Genomic DNA, 20,995 nt, shown 5'->3' on the forward strand with positions numbered 1-20,995 from the left:
GCCACGGCAGATGGTATCAATGCGGTATCAAGCCGCCCGCACGCCCGCGACGAAAGCGCTGACCTCGTTCTCCAGCGATTGCAGCTTCTGCGACAGCCGGCCGCTCGATTGCAGCACGAGGCCAGCGGCCTGGCCGGTTTCCGCCGTGGCATCGGTGACGCCGGAGATGTTTTGCGAGACCTGGTCGGTGCCGGACGCTGCCTCCCGCACGCTGTGGGCGATCGCCTGCGTCGCGGCGCCCTGCTCCTCGACCGCGGCTGCGATCGACGAGGAGATCTCGTTGACCTCCATGATGGTCTTGCGGATGCTCTCGATGTTGCCGACGACCTGGCTGGTCTCGGCCTGGATCGCGGTGATCTGCGCGCCGATCTCGTCGGTCGCCTTCGCGGTCTGGCTCGCCAGCGATTTCACTTCGCTCGCGACCACGGCAAATCCCTTGCCGGCCTCACCGGCGCGCGCCGCCTCGATCGTGGCGTTGAGCGCGAGCAGATTGGTCTGCGAGGCGATCTGGTTGATGAGGTCGATGACCTCGCCGATCTTGTGGGCGGCGGCGGCGAGCCCCTGCACGGTGTCGTTGGTGCGCTGACCGTCCGTGGCGGCCTTGTCGGCCACACTTGCTGCCTGCGCGACGCGCTGGCTGATCTCGATGATCGAGGACGACAGCTGGCCGGCGGCGGAGGCCACCGTCTGCACGTTGCTCGACGCCTGCTGGCAGGCGGTGGCGACGAAGCTCGCGCGGTCGGTCGCCTTGTTCGCAGTCTCCGACATGCCTTGCGCGGCGTGCTGCATCGCGCGTGCCTCGTTGAAGACGTCGCGGACGACGGCCTGAACGCTCGCCTCGAACTTGCCGGCGAGATCGGCCATCGTCTTGCGCTTCTCGTCGTCGGCCCGCTGCTTCGTCTCCTGCTGCTCCGCATGCATGCGGCCGACCGCCGACGCATTGTCCTTGAACACGGCAAGCGCCTTGGCGAGCCCGCCGACCTCGTCGCTGCGGCTAGTGTAGGGCACCTCGAACGCGCTGTCGCCGGCGGCGAGGCGCTCGGTCAGCGCGGTGATTTTCGCGAGCGGCCGGGTCACGCTGCGGCCGATCACGAAGGAGCAGGCGAGTACCAGGATCAGGACGACCAGACATATGGTGCCGAATGTCATCGCGTTCTGGCGAAAAACGGCATCGACGTCGTCGAGATAAATGCCGGTGCCGATGATCCATCCCCAGGGCGCAAAGCCCTTCACATAGGAGATCTTCCCGACTGGCTGGTCGAAGCCGGGCTTGGGCCAGAGGTAGCTGTAAAAGCCCGCACCCTGTTTCTTGACGACGTCAACGAAGCCGACGAACAGCGCGTTGCCGGCAGGATCCTTCATCCCGGCGAGATCCTTGCCGTCGAGCTCGGGCTTGATCGGATGCATGACCATCTTCGGGGCCATGTCGTTGATCCAGAAATACTCGACCTTGTCGTAGCGCAGGCTCTTGATCTCTGCGATCGCGGCGGCCTGCGCCTGCTCGCGCGTCAGTTTCCCCTCGCTTTCGAGCTTCTGCTGATGCGCCAGGATGCCGTAGCCGACATCGACCATGTGCTGCGTCTTGGCCTGGCGGTCGGCGATCATCTGCGCGCGCAGGGTCGAAAGCGCGATCGGCGCCAGAGCGATCATGCCGAGGAGGCTGACGCCGACAATCAGAACCAGCTTGAAACTGATGCGGGAGAAAAACATCGGTGCTCGCAAGAAATGGAAGGGCTGATATGCCAGTTTATCCCGTGCCCCTTAGCAAAGCTTTAAGCATTCGGGTTCCCCAAACCCCGCAAAATTGCGCGGGGATGCCGCCGGCATGCTGCGCACGGCGTCGCGGGCCGGGCGAGGCCGGCTGCATCCGAGATGCGAGCTCTTCAAAACTAGAAGACCTCGATATCGCCCCTCCGCGCGTTGACTTGCAGAGGGCTCTGGCGGAACGATCGGCGCAGATCATCAGCGCCAGCTTTGGCGTGAGCGCAGCCAGAGGCCAGAGGCTCAATGCATCAACCGACACCGACAGGGTCCCTCGACCTTCCCACGCTGAGCGCGGCGGAGCGGCTCTTCATCTGGGGATTTCGGGCCAAGGCGCGCAGCGGAAGCGCCGTTCCGACCGCAGCCGATATCCAGCAGGTGTACGACCACTTTCGCGTCGGCGATGCCGTGCTCTCGCTGGAAGCCATCATCGAGATCTTTGCGTGCACGGCGCATACGGCCATCGAGGTGCACTGCCCGACTTGTCCGCGGATGTCCGACAGCGAGCACGCAATCCTGCGCGCGATCGCCGCCGCACAGCAGGAACGCATCGACGTCGCGCGCGAACAGTTCGAGAGCTGGTTGCCGCCGGTCGGCGCCGATTGGGCTCTCGCGCCCGTGCGGGGACTTGCGACGATCTTCCGCTTGGCCGGCCTCATCCTGCCCGACCGGCACGTTCGGTCTTTCGACCAGGACCGCACGATGGCGATGAAGAGCTGGCTGGTCGGAAGCCCCACATTGCACTGACGAGATCATTCATGCGCCACGATACGTGCGGTTCTGCATCAGCCCAACAGACCGGCGAGTCGCGGCTCTGTCCGCTCCAGGCCGCGCTCGCGACGCGACCTGACGTCGAGAACTACGATGATTTCTGCCGCGTCGCGCTGTCGCTGTTCCGGTTCATCGGAGCTGCCTATGCCACCGGCGCCTCCGATTGCTGGGAAGCGGCCTATCGCTTCGCCGACGAGGCGCCGGGCATTGCCGACAGTCCGCTGCTGGTGGCGCGCGCTGCCGCGCTCGTCCGAATTTTGCGCAGCGGCCGGCCGTGCGAGCTGTGCTTCATGCCGCCATCGTGCAAGCGCCTGTCGAAGGACGAGGCGGAATTGATGCGGCTGCTGGCGGTCGCGCGCCGCAACCAACCGGGCGAGCTGGAATCCATCGTCTGCCAGTTCGTCGGTTCCGGGAACGGCGATGCGGCGACGCGTGCGGTCAACGCGCTTGCCTTGTGCTGATGCTTTGATGGGTTCTACTCGCATCTGAAGCCGCTCTGCGCTATCAACCTCGCCATGGAGACGCAGTGCTCGATGCCCTCCATGAAACCTCCAGACGATCCCGGCGCGACCACCGCTGGGATCGTCGTTCTCGCGCCTCGGCCTAGCCGCCCTTCTTCTCGAGCACGAGATCGATCGTGTGGGCGGCGATTTTACGAAGCTGGGATTCATCACCGAAAGCACGTTCGATCACGGCGAGGCCGCGCGTCACCGTGATGATGTGCAGCGCTGCGGCCGCAGGATTGCCGTTGAATTCGCCGCGCGCTGCGCCCGCCGACAACGTATCCTGAACCAGGACAGTGATGCGCGAAACGAGACTGGCAAACGCCTGGCGCGCATCTTCGTCCAGCCCCTCGCCTTCAGCCGCACCAAGCTCCATCAAGCCGCGCGTGGTCGGACATCCGCGCGGCGGTGTGCCGGAGCGGAAGTTTGTGATGGTCAGGTCGAAGAACGCGGTGAGGCGCTTGCGCAATGAGCCCGTGCCGAGCACTTTCTGCAGGGCAACGAGATAGTCGCCCGCATAGCGTTCATAGGCCTGGAGAAACAGTGCCTCCTTGCTGCCGAAGGCATTGTAGAGGCTGCCGCGCTGGACGCCGGCGTCGCGCGCGATGTCCGACAACGAGGTGCCGCGCACGCCCTTGCGCCAGAACTGGTCGAACGCGATGCGCAGGACGTCGTCATGGTCGAACTCGCGCGGCCTCAATTTTTACTCCTCTGCCCGGCAATCCGGGACCACTAGGATATTTGACACAGCGTCAAGAACATGATTTCTAGACACTGTGTCAAAAACCAGTTGGGATTGATAGCCCGTTTCGTCAATGGGCCGAACGGCCGGCGCTCGCATGCGCTCTGGCCGATCGCGCCCGCATGCAAAGGGACCAGCGAATGCCTCTCCTTCACATCTCGATGCGCGCTGGAAAGCCGGAAGCCCATCGGCGGGCGATCCTCGACAGCCTCTATCGCGCCATGCGCGAGGCGCTGAACGTGCCCGAAGGCGACGAGTTCATGACCATCAGCGAGCATGACGCCTCGAACTTCCGCTGCGGCAATGCCTACGGCGTCAAGCGCAGCGACGACGCCGTGCTGATCCAGATCACCGTGTTCGCCTCGCGCACCCCTGAGCAGAAGAAGGCGCTGTATCGCCGGATCGCGCATCTGCTCGGCGAAAATCCAGGCATCCGGCCCGAGGACGTATTCGTCAACGTGCTCGATGCTCCCGCAGAGAACTGGTCTGTCGGACACGGCATCGCGCAATTCGCGTGAGGCAGCTACAGCTTCAGCCCGCAACGCACGCGTCCATGATCGCATCGAGCTCGGCCTTCGAGAGCACGCCGAGCTCGGCGATGAAGACGATCCGCGACTGCGCAGCACCTTCCGCCGGCGCATCGCCCGGCGCCAGCGTCGCGCGGCCGGCGGCGAACTGAAACACCATCTGGCGGCCGGGTTGCTCGACCGTCTCGAACAGGCCTTTTGCGCGCGCGAGCTTCGGCGCCAGCTTGCCGATGGCCTGCTGCAAGCGCGGCAGCGAGAGCGGCCGGTCCGAGGTCCAGCTCAGCGTTTCAAAACGCTCTTCTGCCGGGCGTTTCGGCCCAGGCTCCCGCGGCGCCGGCGCGCGATCGCTAGCGGGGAACAGCAGCGCAGACGGAATCTCGCCGTGTTTGGCATCGACCACCACGGCAGGAACGCGCTGCGCGCGGATCGCTTCGCGCATCCGTCCACCCGCGCCCTCGTCCGCCAGATCCAGCTTGCTCAGCGCCACGATGTCGGCGACGCGGAGCTGCGAACGGTGTAGCGCGTCCTCCAGGGCGGCCGGCGGTGTCGCCACATCCATCACGCAGAGCACCGTCTCCAGCGGCGCCTCGCGCAGGATCACGGGGTCCATCAAATTGCGCACGATGTCGGAGGGATCGGCGACGCCGCTGGTTTCGATGACGATATATTCGGGCCTGGGATCACGCCGCAGCAACGTCGAGAGCGTGCGGAGCAGGTCGCCTTCGAGCGAACAGCAGATGCAGCCATTGGCGAGGCTGACCACGCCGTCGCTCGCGCCTGCGATCAGCTCCGCATCGATGTTGATGGCGCCGAAATCGTTGACGATCGCGGCGATCCGCCGTCCCTCCGCGTGCGCCAGCAGATGGTTCACGACGGTGGTCTTGCCGGCCCCCAGAAAGCCCGTCACCAGGAGAATGGGGACCGGCATGGGTCAGCCCTCGACGACGGGACGACGCACGGGGCGGCCGGGCCGCGCCGCGACATCCAGCACACCGTCGGCGATCAGCGGCTGGCCGCTGACGATGAGGTGCCGCACGCCGTCCGAGGGACGGTTCATTGCCGTGAAGGTCGCGCGGTCGCTGAGCTTCTCATAGTCGAAGACGACGATGTCGGCATCGGCGTCCTTCGCAAGCCTGCCCTTGGCGCGCATCGCGGGCGTGCTCTGCGACAGGATTTCCGCCGGGATCAGCGCGCATTTCCGCACGCCTTCCAGCAGCGACACGGTCTTGCGCTCGCGCACCCATTCGCGGATGAACTTCGTGAAGCAGCCGGCCGAGCGCGGATGCGAGGTGGCATCGTCCGGCAGCGGCCACGCATCGCCGGTATAGGTCTTGCCGTCCGACGTCGTCCACGGCATCGCGTCGGAGGCAATCGCGCCGCCGGGATACAGCACCGACATGTCGAGCAGATCGCGGTGATGCGCATCGTTCTCTGTGTCGAGGATGTGCCAGAGCACCAGCGAGGACGGCTCGTCGGCCTGCGCCTTGAGCAGCTCCTCGCGGTCGCGAAAGCGGTGGCCGTCGGTGACGCGCTGCACCGAATCGTAGCCGGTGCCGTTGCGCTCGACGAACTGGGGATCGCTGAAGAAGGCGGCGGCCAGCACGGTCGAGCCGGTGCCGTAAGGGTAGGCCTCGACCGTGATGGGCAGGCCCTGCGCCTGCGCCTTCTCGACCAGCACGCGGCAGCGCTCGATGTCGGTCTTGCTCGACGAGTTGAAATGGCAGATGTGCATGTGCGCGCCGGTGGCGCCGGCATAGCCGATCAGGCGGACATAGGCTTCCGCCGCGCTCTCGGGGTCGACGCGCGACATGTAGGCGACATGGGTGAAGGTCGGCACGTCCTGCTTCGCGGCAAGCTGGCAGACCGCGGTGAGCTCCTGCACGCCGGCGCCCGGCGCGTAGGCGTTCAAGATACCGATGCCGATGCCGCCCTCGTTCAGGCCGCGCGTGAGGCGCTCGAGGATGCCGGCGACTTCCGAGTCGCTCGCCACATTGTCCATCCAGCGGCGGTCGCGCATGGCGTTGCCGAACGCCTCCAGCGAGCTCTCGGCATTGGAGCCCGTCATCGCGCCGATGCGCGCAAAGGCCCAGTTGGTGGCGGCGCCGTAATTCAGCACGCGGCCTCGCCTCGCCTGGCGCTCATACCAGGACCCGACCGGCAGCACGCCGGCTTCGAGGTCGAGCGTCGTCGTCACGCCGTCGAAGGCCTGCATGCGGTCCGCCGGGATCGACTGGCCATGCGCATGCAGATCGATGAAGCCGGGCGCAACCACGAGCCCGGTCGCGTCGATCACCCGCTCGGCGCCGCCGAGCGAGGAACCGACCGCTGCGATCTTGCCGTCCACCACCGCCACATCGCCAACGGCATCCATGCCGCTCGCGGGATCGACCACCCGGCCACCAGAGATCACCAAGCCGCTCATATCGTCACTCCAAAAAGCAGAATCCAAAACCTCCAAAGGCCCGGCAGCTTCGGAGGACGAGACCGGCCGCATCGCGCGCCGTCCCGGCGCGCATAGTGCAGATTTTTGGGGGCCCGACTACCGCCGCTGATGCCGATGCAGCATGCTTGTCCGGGAGGTCAGTTCAGATTGTCGCAGACACGCGCTCACGTCCTCGCGGCATGATTTGCCCGAGCTATGCTTCTCGCTTCACCCCTTCGCAGGGAAAGGGCGCAGGGAAGACCGGGCGCCGGCTGGCACCCACAAAACCCCCATGCTGAATGGATGCACACGCAATGCACAGGGGAGACACAGGGCAGCCGAGACCAGGCCTTCCCTGCGCGATGGTTTGACGGCCTATGCCGCGCTCTCCCCGGAGACGAATTCCTTCTTGCCTCCGTCACCTCCGCGAAATGCACGCGACCCGCGCCGGTTGACGCACGTGACGCCTTCGCCGAGGCTTGACCGTAGCAACGACGGCCAGGACCACACGGTTTCGCCGTACGCAGGCTTCCTGCTTCGCCCCAGGGCTTCTTAGCCCAGGAGGCGTCGCAGGATTGAGCGCCGTCCGTCGATCGCGGTTCGCGTCATGCTCACGAGGTCATCTCGCCCTGCACGCAACAAGCCCGCCTTTAACGCCGCCCGGGTCCACCGCAATCCAGCCCGCGTTCGTGACGACGTACGACCGCCCCTTTGGTGGGCTGGGATGGCCCACACATACGACAAATCCGAATTTCGGTAAAGTGGAATGTTTTGAAGTTGGAGTATTGACAGCCGATTTAAGGTGTTTTGCCCGGCCGATCACTGGAGCGACCGAGCTGGATCAGCCGAAGGCCCCGCGAAGGCATCGCGGCCGGACGGCCCCTGCATTTTCCGCCACTGCGCCGGCGTGATGCCCATGTGGCTCTTGAAGGCGCGCTGGAACGCTGCTTCGGATTGATATCCGACGGCTTCGGCTACGGCGCCGGTCGAAAGCGACGATGTCCTCAACTCGTTCGCCGCGAGCGCCATCCGTCCGCGCCTCGATGGTGATCATGTTTCTCTTCTTCAGTTACCAGAAGTGGTTTCCGTATGAATTCGAGCGACGGGAGCCGTTCATCAGCAACGGCCCGCTGATCTGGTGTTTCTACCCCGTCTTCGGCCATGCCGGCGCCAGCTACTTCCTCGGCACGTCGGAGTTGACGTTCGGGACCCTGCTGCTCGCCGGCTTCTGGGACAAGCGGCTCGGCATTCTCGGCGCCCTCGGCTCGACCGGCACCTTCATCGCAACGGTCACGATCATTCCGTTCATGCCGGAGGGCTGGGACGTCTCGGCGGGAGGATTCCCCGCGATGACCGGCAACGTGCCCTTCCTGATGAAGGACGTCGTTCTGCTGGCGGTGTCGTTCTATCTGCTGAGGCAGGACGTGGTTCGGCTGATCCGGCAATAGGGTTGGACTGCTGCGGCCCTCACCGCCCCACGGACCAGGCACACGCACCTCCGGACCCAAAGGTCCGGAGGTTGCATGTTGGACAGCCGTCACCCCTCTTCCGAGAGGTCGGCGGAATCGACAAAAAGCTGAAGCGGATCAACGCTCGATGGAGCCAAATGGCGCGCCACTCAGAACAAAACTGCGAACTCTTTCCCATCGCGCAAATTGGTTTCCGCATGGGCATGACGCAGGAAGATATTGGTTATAGCAACGCGAGACTGTCGCATGCCGTCGTCGCCGCAGGCCTTTCACGCCCACGCCGAACTTTCACGCAATCGACATAAGGCTTCAGGTAGGCCGGAGGCATCAATCGCACTGGATGACCCAACGCCTGCAACTCGCCGGGACCGATAGTGCGATGACGCGCAAGCCTCGATCCCCATCAGGCATGGCGGCAGCACCGATCGTCCAATTAACTGCATAGGTTGCTCCTCCGAATCGTGGCCTACAAGCGCGCAGGGCACAATCGACCTGTTGGCGTTCGGACGCTGAGTGCGATCCCCCAATTCGGGTGCCGCGGCAAAGCGCGGCGGACGACACTGCGAAACAGTCATGATGACTGTCGTAGACGCGTGTCTGAGAGATTCAACCTAAGACTTTTTTGCTCTTCTAATCTTGATTTCGCTTTTCCGGTCTCCGGCGCGGGTGTATGACACACCCAGAAATTGAACATACGTAAATGAACGCCCCAGGCAATTCCCTCAAGGAAATGCATCCCTATCCGGAGGCTGTCATGCGTATCGTCCGCACTTCCACGCTCGCATTGATGCTGGCTGCAACAACGTCCCTGGTCACGCAGGAGGCGCAAGCGCAATGGGGCGGCTGGGAGAATCTTGGCGGCGTCATCATGGAGCGGCCCGAATGCGTGAGCTGGGGGCCGAACCGCATCGATTGCTTCGGCCGCGGCACCGACAGCGCGATGTATCACCGCTGGTGGAACGGCCCGGCCTGGGGCGGCGAGGGAGTGAGCATACAGGGAGCGAACACGGGCGGTGCCACACCGGCCGCCGCGTCAGGCGAAAGAGCAATCGCCTCGGTCGGCCAGATGCGGCTCGAGCGCGGCGTGACGACCATTCCGATGGCCGTCGCTCCGGCCGGCATGCAGAGCCCCTCGGCCACGGCCGAGCCGCTCGCCGGACGCCACGTTCGTCTGGTCATTGACGGCCTCAAGTATGATGCGGCGCCGGGAACGCTCTACAACGTCTACTTCGATCGCGCCGTAAGGTCCGCGCACTCGTTCAATAAGTAGTCCCCTATGTGTGCCCGTGCGGGCCGAGCAGAATGTGGAAAGCAGACTGTGGACATCGGTCCGTGTGGACCGATCGATGCACCAAGGAGGAAAATGTGGCAACATACGAAGATGCCTTGACTGCGCTCAATCCGTTTCGCGTACAGCTGCAACACGAGGTCTTTGCGGATATCGAAAGGCAATCGGAGAGACAGTCGGTCGGCAGATTGACCGCCTTTTCGGCGGGGGGCGCGACTTCCGCGTTCTCCACTGCGCTCACCAACATTCACGCGACGGGGGTCGGAGTCCGGATCCGCGCGGGCACGATCGTGCCCGACGAGTTTGTCATCAAAGTCTATGTCTTTGAAAAGCTCGACCTTGGCGCAGAAGCACCATTTCTGACGAAGCGCTTCGGCAACATTGAGATCGACGTCGAGCCGCTTCCCGTCCAATTGGCAGCAGCGCGAAACGTGCGACACCTGCGGGCTCCGGTCCGGGCGCCTGCCGCAGCGATCGCGAACCGCGGTCAATTTCGTCCAATACCGGGCGGCGTGTCGATTTCACCGCTGGATGCACGCTTCGTCGGCACGTTGGGCTGTTTCGTCAGAGGCGTGTCCGCCGGCGCTGAGCAACTGTTTGCTCTCAGCAACAATCATGTTCTGGCTGACGTCGACAATCTGCCGACGGGAACCGCCATCGTGCAGCCCGGCCCGGAGGTTTCTGCGACAGATCCGGACGACGTGTTCGCGATGCTCAGCAATACCGTGCCGCTGCAATTCCCGACGACGCGCTTCGAACGCCGCATTAATCTGTTCGACGCGGCAATCGCTCGCGTGACCGACCCTCAGCTGATCAGCACAACCCAAGTGCTCGGCATTCCGAACTATTCTGCAGTCCTCAGTTCGGCCATACCCGGCATGCCAGTGACCAAATCGGGACGAACGACCGGCGTCACGACCGGCATGGTGACGGCAACACATGTGAACGGTGTCCAGGTCAACTATGGAACGCAGGCGAACCCGAGAATTGCGGTTTTCGATGGTACGATCCAGATCATTGGAGACGACGGACAGCCATTCAGCCTCCCTGGAGATTCGGGTTCCGTGATCATCGAGCGCGCTACCGGCAATGTGGTCGCCCTGCTGTTCGCCGGCGACGGACGCACGACAACGACGTGCGATTTGGGTGCCGTTTGCCGTCAGTTCCAGGTAATACCGACTTGAGACAGACAGGGTGAAGGATAGAGTCGAATGCACGTTCCGGTGCCGCCGAAGAGCGCGGAACCACCGCGAGGGCTTGTCGAAGCCGTCAATGCGATTGCGCATCCAGACGTCGAGAACGCAGGTCTCACGACAACCACGTCTGGTGAATGGGCAGCGATGGTGAGGGTACGTCGGGGCCGTCCTACGCCGATACCGGATGTCGACAGCCAGCTCGCCGGCTTTCCGGTGATCTACGAGACGGCTTCCAACGAGCCCCCGGTTGCACGGCCCGCATTCCCCGATCGCGGCGAATAAGGGCTGCCCACGTGCGGCTTCTGCTGCCCATCTGCAGCAGGAAAAGCCTACATTTGCGCCATGTGATTGGACGCCCAGGGCTTCTAAAGCCGCTGGCGCTCCCTAGGGGAATCGAACCCCTGTTTCAGCCTTGAGAGGGCCGCGTCCTAACCGCTAGACGAAGGGAGCGTGAGGGCTAGCCAATAGCCGCGAAATCTGTCCGCCGCAAGGACCGATCGGCCGTTTTACGGCTCGTTGGCAAATTTCAGCTTTCCGGCCGGCTTCAGCGTGTGGGCGTCGAAGGTGCGGATCTCGATCACGCCCCCCACATCCAGCGTCACCACGAGGCGGTCGCCGGCGAGGCCCGTGGAGACGATTTTGGCGCCCTTGGGCAGGGTGGCGGTGACGTCGCCCACGGCTTCGACCGCCCTTCCCTCGGACTTGAAAAGGCGGTAGCCCACCGCGATCAGCACGGCGCAGATCGCCAGCGCCGTGGTCAACCCCGCGATCAGCATCATCCGCCGCACCCGCGCGAACAGCGCGGCCTGCTCGGGGCTCGGTTCGGGAACAGCGGTATCAGACGTCGTCATGGAAAATGTTGGCTCAGCGCAAAGGTTGGAGGTCGTGGTCGGCGGCGACGAGGGCTCGGTCCGGCTCGACCGCGTGCTGGCGGCGCACCTCACCGACCTGTCGCGATCGCGGCTGAAAGCCCTGATCCTGGCGGGCGCGGTGAGCCTCAAGGCCGCCGCGGTCCGCGACCCCGCTTATCACGTCGCATCCGGCGATACGATCACAATCGACGTGCCGGAAGCGGCCCCGCCGGAGCCCAAGGGCGAGGATATCGCCCTCGATATCGTGTTCGAGGACGACGACATCGTGGTCCTCAACAAGCCCAAGGGCCTCGTCGTGCACCCCGCGGCCGGCCACGAGACCGGCACGCTGGTGAATGCGCTGATCGCCCATTGCGGCGGCTCGCTGTCCGGCATCGGAGGGGTGCGCCGGCCCGGGATCGTGCACCGGCTCGACAAGGACACGACAGGGCTGATGGTGGTCGCCAAGAACGACCTCGCCCATGCCTCGCTCACCGCGCAATTCGCCGACCACGGCCGCACGGGCGCGATGCGCCGCGGCTACATGGCGTTCGCCTGGGGGCTGCCCGGACGCCATCGCGGCACCGTCGACGCGCCGATCGACCGCCATCCGCATGCGCGCGAGAAGATGGCGGTGCGCCAGGGCGGCCGCGAGGCGGTGACGCATTGGGAGCTTCTGGAGAGTTTTGCGGGACGTGACGGCAAGCCGATCGCCTCCCTGCTCGCCTGCGAGCTCGAGACCGGACGCACTCACCAGATCCGCGTCCACCTCGCCCATATCGGCCATCCCCTGATGGGCGACGCGGTCTATGGACCGCACTTCAAGACCAAGGCGAACCAGCTTGGCCCAGAATCCCAGGGCGTCCTGACCGCGCTCGGACGGCAGGCCCTGCATGCTTATTTGCTGGTATTGGAGCACCCGAGGACCGGAGAATTACTCCACTGGGAAGCACCTTTGCCGGAGGATTTGCTTCTCCTCCAGGGCGCGCTGCAAGCGGCGCAATGACGCAGGCCGCCTTGGAAAAGCGTTACATTACAAAAAGTTATAGCTGCCACACGGGGACGTGACGTCAGCAATCCTTCCCTTTTCGACCCCCCATGGGGTATATTGCGCCTGCGTTGGAAATGACCAACGGAACATCGCAGCCCGGCCGGCTTTGACAAAGCGGTCGTCTGCCTGGCCCGCCGCTATCGGGGGCCTGAACCTTGGAGGGCTTCATAATGGCCCGTACCGCTGCTCTGCCGGTCCTCAATGGAGAATCCGGCTTATCCCGTTACCTCGCCGAGATCCGCAAGTTCCCGATGCTGGAACCCCAGCAGGAATACATGCTCGCCAAGCGTTGGCGTGAGCATGACGATCGCGACGCGGCACATCAACTCGTCACCAGCCATCTCCGCCTCGTGGCCAAGATCGCCATGGGCTATCGCGGCTACGGCCTGCCGATCTCCGAGGTCGTCTCGGAAGGCAATGTCGGCCTCATGCAGGCGGTGAAGCGTTTCGAACCCGAAAAGGGGTTCCGTCTCGCCACCTACGCGATGTGGTGGATCAAGGCGTCGATTCAAGAGTACATCCTGCGTTCCTGGTCGCTCGTGAAGATGGGCACCACCGCGAACCAGAAGAAGCTGTTCTTCAACCTGCGCAAGGCGAAGAGCAAGATCAACGCGCTGGACGAGGGCGATCTCCGCCCCGACCAGGTGAAGATCATTGCCAAGCGCCTCGGCGTCACCGATCAGGACGTGATCGACATGAACCGCCGCCTCGGTGGCGACGCGTCGCTCAACGCGCCTATCCGCGACGACGGCGAGGCCGGCGAATGGCAGGACTGGCTGGTCGACAACACGCCCAACCAGGAAGCCATGCTGGCCGAGCACGAGGAATATGATCACCGCCGTGACGCGCTGAACGGCGCCATGGGCGTGCTCAACCCGCGCGAACGCCGCATCTTCGAGGCCCGCCGCCTCGCCGATGAGCCGATGACGCTGGAAGACCTTGCCGCCGAGTTCGGCGTGTCGCGCGAGCGCGTCCGCCAGATCGAGGTCCGCGCCTTCGAGAAGGTGCAGGCGGCGGTCAAGGGCACCATCGCACGGGCGGAACAGGCTGCGCTGGAAGCCGCGCATTAAGCGGGTTTCCGCGCCACGAATTGGCGGATCGAAAGAGACGAAAAGCCGGCGGCAACGCCGGCTTTTTTGTTGTGTGAGGCGCAGCATGCTTGCGGAGGCGCGGGCGACGCATCTTGAACCAGGCTCGCCGGTCAACCGACCCAAAATGAGCGCGATCAGCATCAAGCGAACGGACACAGACCGTGTCGATCATCCTGCAATCCACCGTCGGCGGCTTCGAAGCCAGGTTCATGCGCAAGCTGCCGCTGGTCGAGCAGGCGATGCGCGAGCACGGGCTCGAGCCATCGGAGTTCGTCATCTCCAAGGACTATGCCTCGACCGCGACGATCCCGCTCATGGGCCCGTTCTTCTATAATTACAGCGTGTTCTTCGGCGACGAGCAATTCACCGTCACCGAGCCGAACGACATGGTGTTTCTGGATTACTTCCTCAAACGCGTGCTGGCCGCAGACGGGCCGCCGGAGGTGTCGCGGCGAGCGGGATTGATTCGGCGGTTGTTCGGATGGATGTTGCAGCCGGTCTAGCTGCTCTTCTCCTCTCCTCTTGTGCGAGAAGGAAGAGCACCCGCACTCGCCAACCTTACTCCCCCCAGGTCCTCGCCAGCGTCGCGAGCCAGCAGCCTTCGCAATAGCGGGCGTCCTTGTAGTCGATCCAGTTGTGCGCATAGACGTGGTCGAGCGGGATGTCGTAGCGCGCACGCAGGACGTTTACGAGGATCTTCCAGGCCGCGACCTGCGCCTCGGTGGGACCTGCCGTGACGTCGGGATAGTTGCCGGCGAACTCGACACCGATCGAATTGTCGCGCACGACCTGCCGATAGGTCGGTCTGTTGTCGATGTATTTGTTGTCGTTGCGGTTGGCGCCGTCGCCATGGGTCGGCACCAGATTTTCCGCCACCGCCCAATAGACCGTGCCGTCGCTCTCGACCCACACCGTGACGCCGCGACGGGTCGGGTTCTTCGCCTGCTCCTGTGCGCCGCCGCGCGCCGAGCCCGCCGGCCCTTCGGTCTGGTGCACGATGATGTTGCGCCAGCGATGGGCGTTCTGGACATCACCCCAGGGCGCGAGCCAGATGATTTTGAGGCCGGGAATGTCGGGCGTGCCGGAGGCGCGCGCGAGCTTTGCGAGCTCGGCGTCCATTGCGGCGGCTGGGGCGATCAGGCAGAGCGCGGCGAGAAGAGCCGTGAACAGGCGAGACATCATCAGAAGGGACCAATGGCGGACCCGAGCCTAGCAGGCTTCAGGCAAATTTGCGCGCGGCCTCACAAAGCCGGCCGGTTCGGGCGAGAGCGGCGGGGCCGGATCGTAGACGGCAAAGTCGTTCTTGCCGTTTTTCTTGGCGGCATAGAGGGCGTGGTCGGCATGGGCGATCAGGCGGTCCGGAAACTGGCCGATGCCGCGGTCCCATTCGGCGACGCCGATCGAGATCGCGATCGGGATATCCTTGGCGGTACAGGCCGCGGCATCCTGGCGGCAGACCTCGACTACGCGGCGGGCGATCGTGGCAGCCTCGCGCAGGGACGAGGACGGCAGCACGACGCAGAACTCGTCGCCGCCAGTGCGGGCCAGCATGTCGCCGGGCCGGAGGCGCGTCTGCGCCATCAGGGTGAAGTGCCGCAGGCACGCATCGCCCGCGGCATGACCATGGGTATCGTTGATGGCCTTGAAGCCGTCGAGATCGATCACCAGCAGCGAGAACGGCTCGCCGCTGCGCTCTGAACGGGCGCATTCCTCGGACAGGCGCTGCAACAGATGCCGCCGGTTGGCGACGCCGGTGAGATCATCGAGCAGCGCGAGGTCGGCGACCTCGTTGCGCAGCCGATCCATCGCCATCAGCAGGAAGCCGAAATTCAGCGTCATCGACAGGAACAGCAGACCCAGCACCATGACGGCATGAGCCTGACCGCCGGCGCGCGCCGAGAAATCATGGCCGAGCAGATTGCCCAGCGTGCGGACCGCGAGGATCGCGATGATGGTGAGGATGACGATGGCGGACAGCCGCGCACCCGGGCTGACGCGGCCTTCCGGCGGCACCAGGAGCAGGCGCAGCGCCAGCACCAGCGGCAGGGCCTGACCGAACGTGTAGCTGAGCATGCGCAGCTGCATGTGCTCGAAGCCGACCATGAAGAACACGACGCCCGCGAGGCTTAAGCCGCCCGTTGCGGCCATGGCGCGCCATGAGACCGGTCGGTCATAGAAGCGCTGAATGCCCATGGCGGCGAGGCAGCTCGCGGCAATGACGCCGGCAGCGCCAAGCAGAAGCGGCAGGGGAGAAGCGACGAACAGGCGGACCAGCGCCGTCATCGCGCCGGCGGCACCGACGAACGCCGAGGCCATCCAGAACCGCGCGGCGGCAAATTTCGGGTAGGAGCGCGTCACATAGGCCCAGATCAGGCCAAGCGCCAGGAAGTTGACGACGAAGACCGTCCAGAGTGTCGGTACGTTCAGCATGGCGCGTGCGGCACGCACAACGTCGCGCCCCCCGTCCCTGGCAGCCGTTCGTCCATGACCCTTCCCCGCGTTCTTGCGGAGAACAATGCGCGGTTTGCACTTAACGGAACCTCACCGCGATCTGCGAAAGCTCGCCCTTGGTTTTGGATTCATGAACGGCGCGCGGCGATTATCGGGTCGTTAGGCATGTCGTCGCCGCTCCGCGCGGTCACGTCGATGCGCACCGCGATGCGGATTCGCGGGCAAAAAGCACCCGAAAATGCATCTGAGCTGTGGATAACGTGATGACACAGATGTGACAGCACGGGGCAGAGACCAGCGAATCTGCTGAGTTTGTCGTCGAGGATGTTGCGAGGCTGGCCCTCCGCCGAGCATCCCTCGTGTCGCGTTCCACCATTTAACCCTAAGAGGATACTATGGCTAAGAAAGCGAAGAAGGCGGCGAAGAAGAAGGCGAAGAAGGCCAAGAAGGCGAAGAAGAAGTAACGAGGCTTCTTTTTCTTTGCCCGGGTGGAGCCTCGCTCCGCCCGGGCGTCGGATAAGGCTGAGAGTTGAAGATGGCGGGCGCGAAGCCCGCTTTTTTATTGGCTTGCTGCGCTCTCTCACTCCCTCGCCCCGCTCTTCGCGGGGAGAGGTCAAACGAAAGCTACCTTTCCGCGAACGCCAGCTTGGCGCCGAGTGCCGCGAACCCCGCGGCAAAGCTCCGGCGCAGCCAGGCCATGACACGCGGGCGGGAGATGACGCGCTCACGCACCGAGGCGGCGCAGAGGCCGTAGAGGACGAACACGGCAAAGGTCATCGCCATGAACGCGCCGCTCAATTCCAGCATCCGCGCCAGCACATGGGCCTCGTCCACCGCGATGAACTGCGGCAGGAAGGCGAGGAAGAAGATCGACAGTTTTGGATTGAGGATGTTGATCAGGAAGCCGGTGACGATGACGTGGCGGCTCGACCGCTCCTTGATCTCGCCGTCGACCGCCAGCGCACCTCGCTCGCGCAGGGCCTGCCAGGACATGTAGAGCAGATAGGCGACGCCGCCCCATTTCAGCGCGGCAAAGGCGAGCGCGCTGGTGTGCAGCACCGCGGCAAGCCCGAGCATCGCCGCGATCATGTGCGGCACGATCCCGAGCGTGCAACCGAAGGCCGCAGCGATGCTCGCGCGCGAGCCGCGGGTCAGCGCCGCAGCCAGCGTGTAGAGCACGCCGGTGCCGGGCGAGGCAACAACAATGAGCGAGGTGAGCAGGAAGGACAAGGTCATGGGCAGACCTTATCACCGTGCCTCGGGCCACGAAAGCGAGCTCCCGGATCGACCGTCAGGACAGCTGCGCGAGCTCCGCCTCGCGAAGCACGTCGAGCGGCGCCCATGGCTTGGCCCAGAATTTTGCGCCGTCGGGCAAGGGCTGCGCCAGGGGGCGGCCGGAGGTGACGACGACGTCGAGCTTTGGATTGCGGTCCTTGGCGACGTGCGCGAGCTCGACCCCGTTCATGCGGCCGGCAAGCTGGACGTCCGTCAGCATCAGACAGAGCGCGCTGGCGTTGTTGTCGAGCACCCGCTCGGCAGCCTCGGCGCTTTCGCACTGGATGACGTGGTAGCCGCTTTCTTCGAGCAGAAGGCTGAGCATCTCCCGCTGCATGACGTCGTCCTCAACGATGAGCGCTGTCGCGCGAAACGGTTGTGCTTGACCCATCGGCGGCTCCCTATGCTCGTTTTGCGTAATGCAAGTTAAGGAGCCAAATCGGCTGTGGTTCAGTTCCATTCTGAAAAAAAGTAAATCATAGTTCCACACCAGAGGCTTGACGGAGGGACAGCATGACTGCGATTCGCGGCGCCGCCGCCATCACCGGAGCGGCGAGCGGCATCGGCCGCGCGCTGGCAATCGAGCTCGGCAACCGCGGCTGCGATCTTGCGCTCGCCGATCGCGACGAGGCCGGATTGAAGACGCTCGCCGCCGAGATCGGAGCCGGACGCAAGGTCAGCGTGCATCGCGTCGACGTCGGCGAGCCCGGCGACATTGCGGAGTTCGCCCGTGATGCGATCGCGGCGCATCCCGGCCTCGGCATCGTCATCAACAATGCCGGCGTGGCGCTGATGGGGACGTTCGAGGAGATCGACCAGGCGCAGATGGCGTGGCTGTTCGACATCAATTTCTGGGGCGTGGTGCACGGCACGCGCGCCTTCCTGCCGCATCTGAAGACGAGGAGCGAGGCGCACATCGTCAACCTCTCCTCGATCTTCGGCATCATCGCGCCGCCCGGACAGTCGGCCTATGCGGCGGCCAAATTCGCGGTGCGCGGCTTTTCCGAGAGCGTGCGGCACGAGCTTGCGGTCGCGGGCAGCCCCGTGAAACTGTCGGTGGTGCATCCCGGCGGCGTCGCCACCGCCATCGCGCGCAACTCGCGCACCGGGGTCGGCGTCACCGACAATGCACGGCGGGCGCAATCGATCGAGCGGTTCGAGAACGCGGCAAAGACCACGCCGAAGGACGCCGCGCTGCGCATCATCAGGGGCATCGAGAAGAACGAGCCCCGCATCCTGATCGGCAACGACGCCCGCTTCATGGACCTCTTGCAGCGCTTCCGCCCCGGAACGTACTGGGCGCCGTTGCAGCGCAAGCTGGAGAAGATGGCGAAGGGGAAGTGAGGTGGGTGCGCGCTAGCCTCACCACGCATCGCGCTGTCATTCCCCGCGAAAGCGGGGAATCCAGTACGCCGCAGCCTCTCGGCTCAATCACTGCCGTCTCTGGAATACTGGATCACCCGCTTTCTGTTTAGCCCGGACAGATCACTGACGGGTGTTCGGAGACATAGCTGACACATCAACATTGGCTGGATTGGTCCGATTCGGGAGGCCGTCCATGCCTTGGAATGAGGTGTCAGTAATGGATCAGCGCCACGAGTTTGTGCGGCTTGCTTTGCAAGAGGGAGCCAATCGGCGCGAGCTCTGCCGCCGGTTCAACATCAGTCCTGATGTTGGCTACAAGTGGCTGGCGCGCTGGCAGGCCGGTGATCGGGAGCTGGCCGACCGCTCGCGGCGCCCGCACGCGATGCCCAGGCGGAGTGAGCCCGCGGTCGAGACGCAGGTTCTGGCTGTGCGCGACAAGCATCCGGCCTGGGGAGCGCGGAAGATCGCCCATTGCCTGAAGCGGGGCGGGCAGACGGTGCCTGTGCCGTCAACGGTGCACCAGATCCTGTGCCGGAACGGCCGGGTCAGCCCCAGCGAGAATGCACCGCCAAATCCGGGGCACCGCTTCGAGAAGGAAGCTCCCAACCTGCTGTGGCAGATGGACTTCAAGGGGCACCTGCCGCTCGCCAACGGAACGCGCTGCCATCCGCTCACAATCGTCGACGATCACTCGCGCTATGTTCTGTGCCTGAAGGCCTGTGCCGACGAGCAGCGTCTGACCGTGCAGGATCACCTGACGGCGACGTTCCGCTGCTATGGCCTGCCGGAGGCCTTCTACACCGACAACGGCTCACCCTGGGGCGACACGTCCGGCATTCGTTGGACCGGACTGAAGGTGTGGCTGCTCAAGCTTGGCGTCAGGGTGGTCCATGCCAGGCCGTGCCATCCACAGGCCCGCGGCAAGAACGAACGCTTCCATCGCACCCTGAAGGCCGAGGTCTTTGCCATGCGCCGCTTCCGCACCCTCCCGGAAGTCCAGCGTGCCTTCGATGCCTGGCGGCCGGTCTACAATCTGGAGCGGCCCCACGAGGGCCTGGATATGCACGTCCCTGCCGATCGCTTCCGGCCAAGTGCCCGTGCCATGCCGGCCCGCGTTCCGAACGTCGCGTATGACAGCGGCGAGATCGTGCGCAGGGTCTCATCGACAAGACCCTACATCTCCTTCAAGGGGCGCTTCTGGAAAGTTCCCCAGGCTTTCGCACGCGAACGTCTCGCCATCCGACCGCTGGATCGTGACGGCCACTACGGAATCTTCTTCGCCAGCTGGCAGGTCGCATCCATCGACTTGACCAACGCCCAACCTGTCAGTGATGTGTCCGAACAGGTGTCAGCTATGTCTCCGGACTAAACATTTCGCGGGTGATGACACCGAGTATTTAGTCACTGCCCCGCGAGCCGATCCGCGAAATACCCGATCGTCTTCCGGTAAACCACCGCCCTGTTCCACTCCCGCATCGCCTCGAAATTGGCGGTGCCTTCGCCGTAGGGCTGGCCCATCTTGAAGCCGCTGGTGTGGAGCAGGTACGCGGTCGAGGCGAGCACGTCGGGCACGCTGTGGCGCAGGTCGACATGGCCGTCGCCGTCGAAGTCGACGCCGTACTTGATGTAGGACGACGGCAGGAACTGGGTCTGGCCGATCTCGCCGGCATAGGCGCCGATGAGGTCGCGCAGCGGCAGGTCGCCGCGCTGCACGATCTTGAGCGCGGCGAGCAGCTCGCCCTGGAACAGATCGGTGCGGCGGCAATCATGCGCGAGCGTGGCGAGCGTGCGGATCACCGGCAGCTTGCCGATGTCGCCCTTGCCGAAATCGCTCTCCAGCCCCCAGATCGCGACCAGGATATAGCGGGGCACGCCGAACTGCTGCTCGATGCGCGACAACAGCGCGGCGTGACGCTGGAGCAGCGCGCGGCCGCCATTGATGCGGCCTGGGCCGACGCGGGTCGAGACATACTGCTCAAAGCTCTTGTTGAAGGTGTAGCGCTGGCGGCGGTCGAAGGCGAGCACCGCGCCGTCCTGGGTGATGCCGCTGAAGGCCGCGCTGGTCACGCCTGCCGAGACGCCGGCGCCTTGCGCCTCCGCGGTCATGCTGGCGACAAAGCTGTTGAAGTCGCCGCCGCAGCGCGCGGCCTCGGCCGAACCACCGGCAAGACAAATGATGACGGCGGTGGCCAAGGCGTGTCTCAGCATGCGGGGAAATCCTTTGAAAGTGCG

Annotated in this window: 23 protein-coding genes, 1 tRNA gene and 1 pseudogene; 12 read left to right on the forward strand and 13 right to left on the reverse strand. The window is 64.6% G+C overall.

The window, feature by feature from the left end:
• Positions 1-27 precede the first annotated feature (27 nt).
• On the reverse strand, positions 28-1,710 hold the full coding sequence (locus NLM15_RS38315) for a methyl-accepting chemotaxis protein (RefSeq protein WP_254123148.1): 1,683 nt from the start codon (positions 1,708-1,710) through the stop codon (positions 28-30).
• 297 nt (positions 1,711-2,007) lie between these two features.
• On the opposite strand from NLM15_RS38315, the gene NLM15_RS38320 reads away from it, so the two are divergent.
• Both NLM15_RS38320 and NLM15_RS38325 read left to right on the forward strand, forming a co-directional pair.
• Entirely contained in the window at positions 2,008-2,508 is a 501-nt protein-coding gene (locus tag NLM15_RS38320) for a hypothetical protein (protein ID WP_254123149.1), read from the forward strand.
• A gap of 11 nt (positions 2,509-2,519) precedes the next feature.
• Positions 2,520-2,993, forward strand: coding sequence for a hypothetical protein (locus tag NLM15_RS38325; protein WP_254123150.1), 474 nt, complete (start codon positions 2,520-2,522; stop codon positions 2,991-2,993).
• A 142-nt stretch (positions 2,994-3,135) separates the two neighbouring features.
• On the opposite strand, the gene NLM15_RS38330 is transcribed toward NLM15_RS38325, so the two are convergent.
• Complete coding sequence (locus NLM15_RS38330) at positions 3,136-3,735, reverse strand: TetR/AcrR family transcriptional regulator (RefSeq protein WP_254123151.1); 600 nt, start codon at positions 3,733-3,735, stop codon at positions 3,136-3,138.
• Between the two features lie 182 nt (positions 3,736-3,917).
• On the opposite strand from NLM15_RS38330, the gene NLM15_RS38335 reads away from it, so the two are divergent.
• Positions 3,918-4,295 (forward strand): tautomerase family protein, encoded by a 378-nt coding sequence (locus NLM15_RS38335; protein ID WP_254123152.1) that lies wholly within the window; start codon positions 3,918-3,920, stop codon positions 4,293-4,295.
• A 13-nt stretch (positions 4,296-4,308) separates the two neighbouring features.
• On the opposite strand, the gene NLM15_RS38340 is transcribed toward NLM15_RS38335, so the two are convergent.
• The 3 genes from NLM15_RS38340 to NLM15_RS38350 all read right to left on the reverse strand — a co-directional run bounded on the left by NLM15_RS38340 (position 4,309) and on the right by NLM15_RS38350 (position 7,755).
• Positions 4,309-5,232, reverse strand: a complete 924-nt coding sequence (locus NLM15_RS38340; RefSeq protein ID WP_254123153.1) for a GTP-binding protein — start codon at positions 5,230-5,232, stop codon at positions 4,309-4,311.
• 3 nt (positions 5,233-5,235) lie between these two features.
• Positions 5,236-6,726 carry an amidohydrolase family protein gene (locus NLM15_RS38345; protein ID WP_254123154.1) on the reverse strand — a complete coding sequence of 497 codons (1,491 nt, stop codon included), beginning with the start codon at positions 6,724-6,726 and terminating at the stop codon, positions 5,236-5,238.
• 819 nt (positions 6,727-7,545) lie between these two features.
• Entirely contained in the window at positions 7,546-7,755 is a 210-nt protein-coding gene (locus tag NLM15_RS38350) for an AraC family transcriptional regulator (protein WP_254123155.1), read from the reverse strand.
• A gap of 23 nt (positions 7,756-7,778) precedes the next feature.
• Between NLM15_RS38350 and NLM15_RS38355 the strand changes: the two genes are divergently transcribed.
• Positions 7,779-8,174, forward strand: coding sequence for a YkgB family protein (locus NLM15_RS38355; protein WP_254123156.1), 396 nt, complete (start codon positions 7,779-7,781; stop codon positions 8,172-8,174).
• Between the two features lie 319 nt (positions 8,175-8,493).
• Here NLM15_RS38355 and NLM15_RS38360 read toward each other — a convergent pair.
• Positions 8,494-8,614 (reverse strand): annotated as a pseudogene (locus NLM15_RS38360) (IS110 family transposase); the annotation flags it as partial.
• Positions 8,615-8,949: 335 nt separating this feature from the next.
• Here NLM15_RS38360 and NLM15_RS38365 point away from each other — a divergent pair.
• The 3 genes from NLM15_RS38365 to NLM15_RS38375 all read left to right on the forward strand — a co-directional run bounded on the left by NLM15_RS38365 (position 8,950) and on the right by NLM15_RS38375 (position 10,961).
• The gene (locus NLM15_RS38365; protein WP_254123157.1) at positions 8,950-9,465 is read left to right on the forward strand and encodes a hypothetical protein; all 516 of its coding nucleotides are present in this window, start codon (positions 8,950-8,952) and stop codon (positions 9,463-9,465) included.
• A 95-nt stretch (positions 9,466-9,560) separates the two neighbouring features.
• Positions 9,561-10,667 (forward strand): hypothetical protein, encoded by a 1,107-nt coding sequence (locus NLM15_RS38370; protein WP_254123158.1) that lies wholly within the window; start codon positions 9,561-9,563, stop codon positions 10,665-10,667.
• 27 nt (positions 10,668-10,694) lie between these two features.
• Positions 10,695-10,961: a hypothetical protein gene (locus NLM15_RS38375; RefSeq protein ID WP_254123159.1), complete on the forward strand. Its 267-nt coding sequence runs from the start codon at positions 10,695-10,697 to the stop codon at positions 10,959-10,961.
• A 93-nt stretch (positions 10,962-11,054) separates the two neighbouring features.
• Here NLM15_RS38375 and NLM15_RS38380 read toward each other — a convergent pair.
• Positions 11,055-11,129 (reverse strand) — tRNA-Glu (locus NLM15_RS38380).
• A gap of 56 nt (positions 11,130-11,185) precedes the next feature.
• On the reverse strand, positions 11,186-11,530 hold the full coding sequence (locus NLM15_RS38385) for a hypothetical protein (protein ID WP_254123160.1): 345 nt from the start codon (positions 11,528-11,530) through the stop codon (positions 11,186-11,188).
• Between NLM15_RS38385 and NLM15_RS38390 the strand changes: the two genes are divergently transcribed.
• From NLM15_RS38390 to NLM15_RS38400, 3 genes are all read left to right on the forward strand, one after another.
• The gene (locus tag NLM15_RS38390) at positions 11,529-12,536 is read left to right on the forward strand and encodes an RluA family pseudouridine synthase (RefSeq protein WP_254123161.1); all 1,008 of its coding nucleotides are present in this window, start codon (positions 11,529-11,531) and stop codon (positions 12,534-12,536) included. The two genes, NLM15_RS38385 and NLM15_RS38390, sit on opposite strands and share 2 nt — an antisense overlap.
• A 215-nt stretch (positions 12,537-12,751) precedes the next feature.
• Positions 12,752-13,651, forward strand: coding sequence for an RNA polymerase sigma factor RpoH (gene rpoH / locus NLM15_RS38395; protein WP_254123162.1), 900 nt, complete (start codon positions 12,752-12,754; stop codon positions 13,649-13,651).
• A 182-nt stretch (positions 13,652-13,833) separates the two neighbouring features.
• Positions 13,834-14,175 carry a hypothetical protein gene (locus NLM15_RS38400; RefSeq protein WP_254123163.1) on the forward strand — a complete coding sequence of 114 codons (342 nt, stop codon included), beginning with the start codon at positions 13,834-13,836 and terminating at the stop codon, positions 14,173-14,175.
• Positions 14,176-14,230: 55 nt separating this feature from the next.
• On the opposite strand, the gene NLM15_RS38405 is transcribed toward NLM15_RS38400, so the two are convergent.
• The 4 genes from NLM15_RS38405 to NLM15_RS38420 form a co-directional block, all read right to left on the reverse strand.
• Positions 14,231-14,857, reverse strand: coding sequence for an N-acetylmuramoyl-L-alanine amidase (locus NLM15_RS38405; protein WP_254124641.1), 627 nt, complete (start codon positions 14,855-14,857; stop codon positions 14,231-14,233).
• A 24-nt stretch (positions 14,858-14,881) separates the two neighbouring features.
• Positions 14,882-16,102, reverse strand: a complete 1,221-nt coding sequence (locus NLM15_RS38410) for a GGDEF domain-containing protein (protein WP_254124643.1) — start codon at positions 16,100-16,102, stop codon at positions 14,882-14,884.
• 645 nt (positions 16,103-16,747) lie between these two features.
• Positions 16,748-17,359, reverse strand: coding sequence for a LysE family translocator (locus NLM15_RS38415; RefSeq protein WP_254123164.1), 612 nt, complete (start codon positions 17,357-17,359; stop codon positions 16,748-16,750).
• A 55-nt stretch (positions 17,360-17,414) separates the two neighbouring features.
• Positions 17,415-17,789 carry a response regulator gene (locus NLM15_RS38420; RefSeq protein ID WP_254123165.1) on the reverse strand — a complete coding sequence of 125 codons (375 nt, stop codon included), beginning with the start codon at positions 17,787-17,789 and terminating at the stop codon, positions 17,415-17,417.
• Positions 17,790-17,911: 122 nt separating this feature from the next.
• Here NLM15_RS38420 and NLM15_RS38425 point away from each other — a divergent pair, with 122 nt between their 5' ends.
• Positions 17,912-18,742, forward strand: coding sequence for an SDR family oxidoreductase (locus NLM15_RS38425; protein WP_254123166.1), 831 nt, complete (start codon positions 17,912-17,914; stop codon positions 18,740-18,742).
• A 214-nt stretch (positions 18,743-18,956) separates the two neighbouring features.
• Complete coding sequence (locus NLM15_RS38430; RefSeq protein WP_254115031.1) at positions 18,957-20,132, forward strand: IS481 family transposase; 1,176 nt, start codon at positions 18,957-18,959, stop codon at positions 20,130-20,132.
• A gap of 32 nt (positions 20,133-20,164) precedes the next feature.
• Here NLM15_RS38430 and NLM15_RS38435 read toward each other — a convergent pair whose 3' ends face one another.
• Complete coding sequence (locus tag NLM15_RS38435; protein WP_254123167.1) at positions 20,165-20,971, reverse strand: lytic murein transglycosylase; 807 nt, start codon at positions 20,969-20,971, stop codon at positions 20,165-20,167.
• Positions 20,972-20,995: the final 24 nt, after the last annotated feature.

It is taken from the genome of Bradyrhizobium sp. CCGB20, assembly GCF_024199855.1.
GTDB lineage: Bacteria > Pseudomonadota > Alphaproteobacteria > Rhizobiales > Xanthobacteraceae > Bradyrhizobium.

Excerpts from the sequence above, each read along its gene's own strand:
- NLM15_RS38315 (WP_254123148.1), bottom strand. The coding sequence starts at position 1,710 with ATGTTTTTCTCCCGCATCAGTTTCAAGCTGGTTCTGATTGTCGGCGTC.
- NLM15_RS38320 (WP_254123149.1), top strand. The coding sequence starts at position 2,008 with ATGCATCAACCGACACCGACAGGGTCCCTCGACCTTCCCACGCTGAGC.
- NLM15_RS38325 (WP_254123150.1), top strand. The coding sequence starts at position 2,520 with ATGCGCCACGATACGTGCGGTTCTGCATCAGCCCAACAGACCGGCGAG.
- NLM15_RS38335 (WP_254123152.1), top strand. The coding sequence starts at position 3,918 with ATGCCTCTCCTTCACATCTCGATGCGCGCTGGAAAGCCGGAAGCCCAT.
- NLM15_RS38340 (WP_254123153.1), bottom strand. The coding sequence starts at position 5,232 with ATGCCGGTCCCCATTCTCCTGGTGACGGGCTTTCTGGGGGCCGGCAAG.
- NLM15_RS38345 (WP_254123154.1), bottom strand. The coding sequence starts at position 6,726 with ATGAGCGGCTTGGTGATCTCTGGTGGCCGGGTGGTCGATCCCGCGAGC.
- NLM15_RS38350 (WP_254123155.1), bottom strand. The coding sequence starts at position 7,755 with ATGGCGCTCGCGGCGAACGAGTTGAGGACATCGTCGCTTTCGACCGGC.
- NLM15_RS38355 (WP_254123156.1), top strand. The coding sequence starts at position 7,779 with ATGTTTCTCTTCTTCAGTTACCAGAAGTGGTTTCCGTATGAATTCGAG.
- NLM15_RS38365 (WP_254123157.1), top strand. The coding sequence starts at position 8,950 with ATGCGTATCGTCCGCACTTCCACGCTCGCATTGATGCTGGCTGCAACA.
- NLM15_RS38375 (WP_254123159.1), top strand. The coding sequence starts at position 10,695 with ATGCACGTTCCGGTGCCGCCGAAGAGCGCGGAACCACCGCGAGGGCTT.
- NLM15_RS38390 (WP_254123161.1), top strand. The coding sequence starts at position 11,529 with ATGGAAAATGTTGGCTCAGCGCAAAGGTTGGAGGTCGTGGTCGGCGGC.
- NLM15_RS38385 (WP_254123160.1), bottom strand. The coding sequence starts at position 11,530 with ATGACGACGTCTGATACCGCTGTTCCCGAACCGAGCCCCGAGCAGGCC.
- rpoH (WP_254123162.1), top strand. The coding sequence starts at position 12,752 with ATGGCCCGTACCGCTGCTCTGCCGGTCCTCAATGGAGAATCCGGCTTA.
- NLM15_RS38410 (WP_254124643.1), bottom strand. The coding sequence starts at position 16,102 with ATGCTGAACGTACCGACACTCTGGACGGTCTTCGTCGTCAACTTCCTG.
- NLM15_RS38415 (WP_254123164.1), bottom strand. The coding sequence starts at position 17,359 with ATGACCTTGTCCTTCCTGCTCACCTCGCTCATTGTTGTTGCCTCGCCC.
- NLM15_RS38420 (WP_254123165.1), bottom strand. The coding sequence starts at position 17,789 with ATGGGTCAAGCACAACCGTTTCGCGCGACAGCGCTCATCGTTGAGGAC.
- NLM15_RS38425 (WP_254123166.1), top strand. The coding sequence starts at position 17,912 with ATGACTGCGATTCGCGGCGCCGCCGCCATCACCGGAGCGGCGAGCGGC.
- NLM15_RS38430 (WP_254115031.1), top strand. The coding sequence starts at position 18,957 with ATGCCTTGGAATGAGGTGTCAGTAATGGATCAGCGCCACGAGTTTGTG.
- NLM15_RS38435 (WP_254123167.1), bottom strand. The coding sequence starts at position 20,971 with ATGCTGAGACACGCCTTGGCCACCGCCGTCATCATTTGTCTTGCCGGT.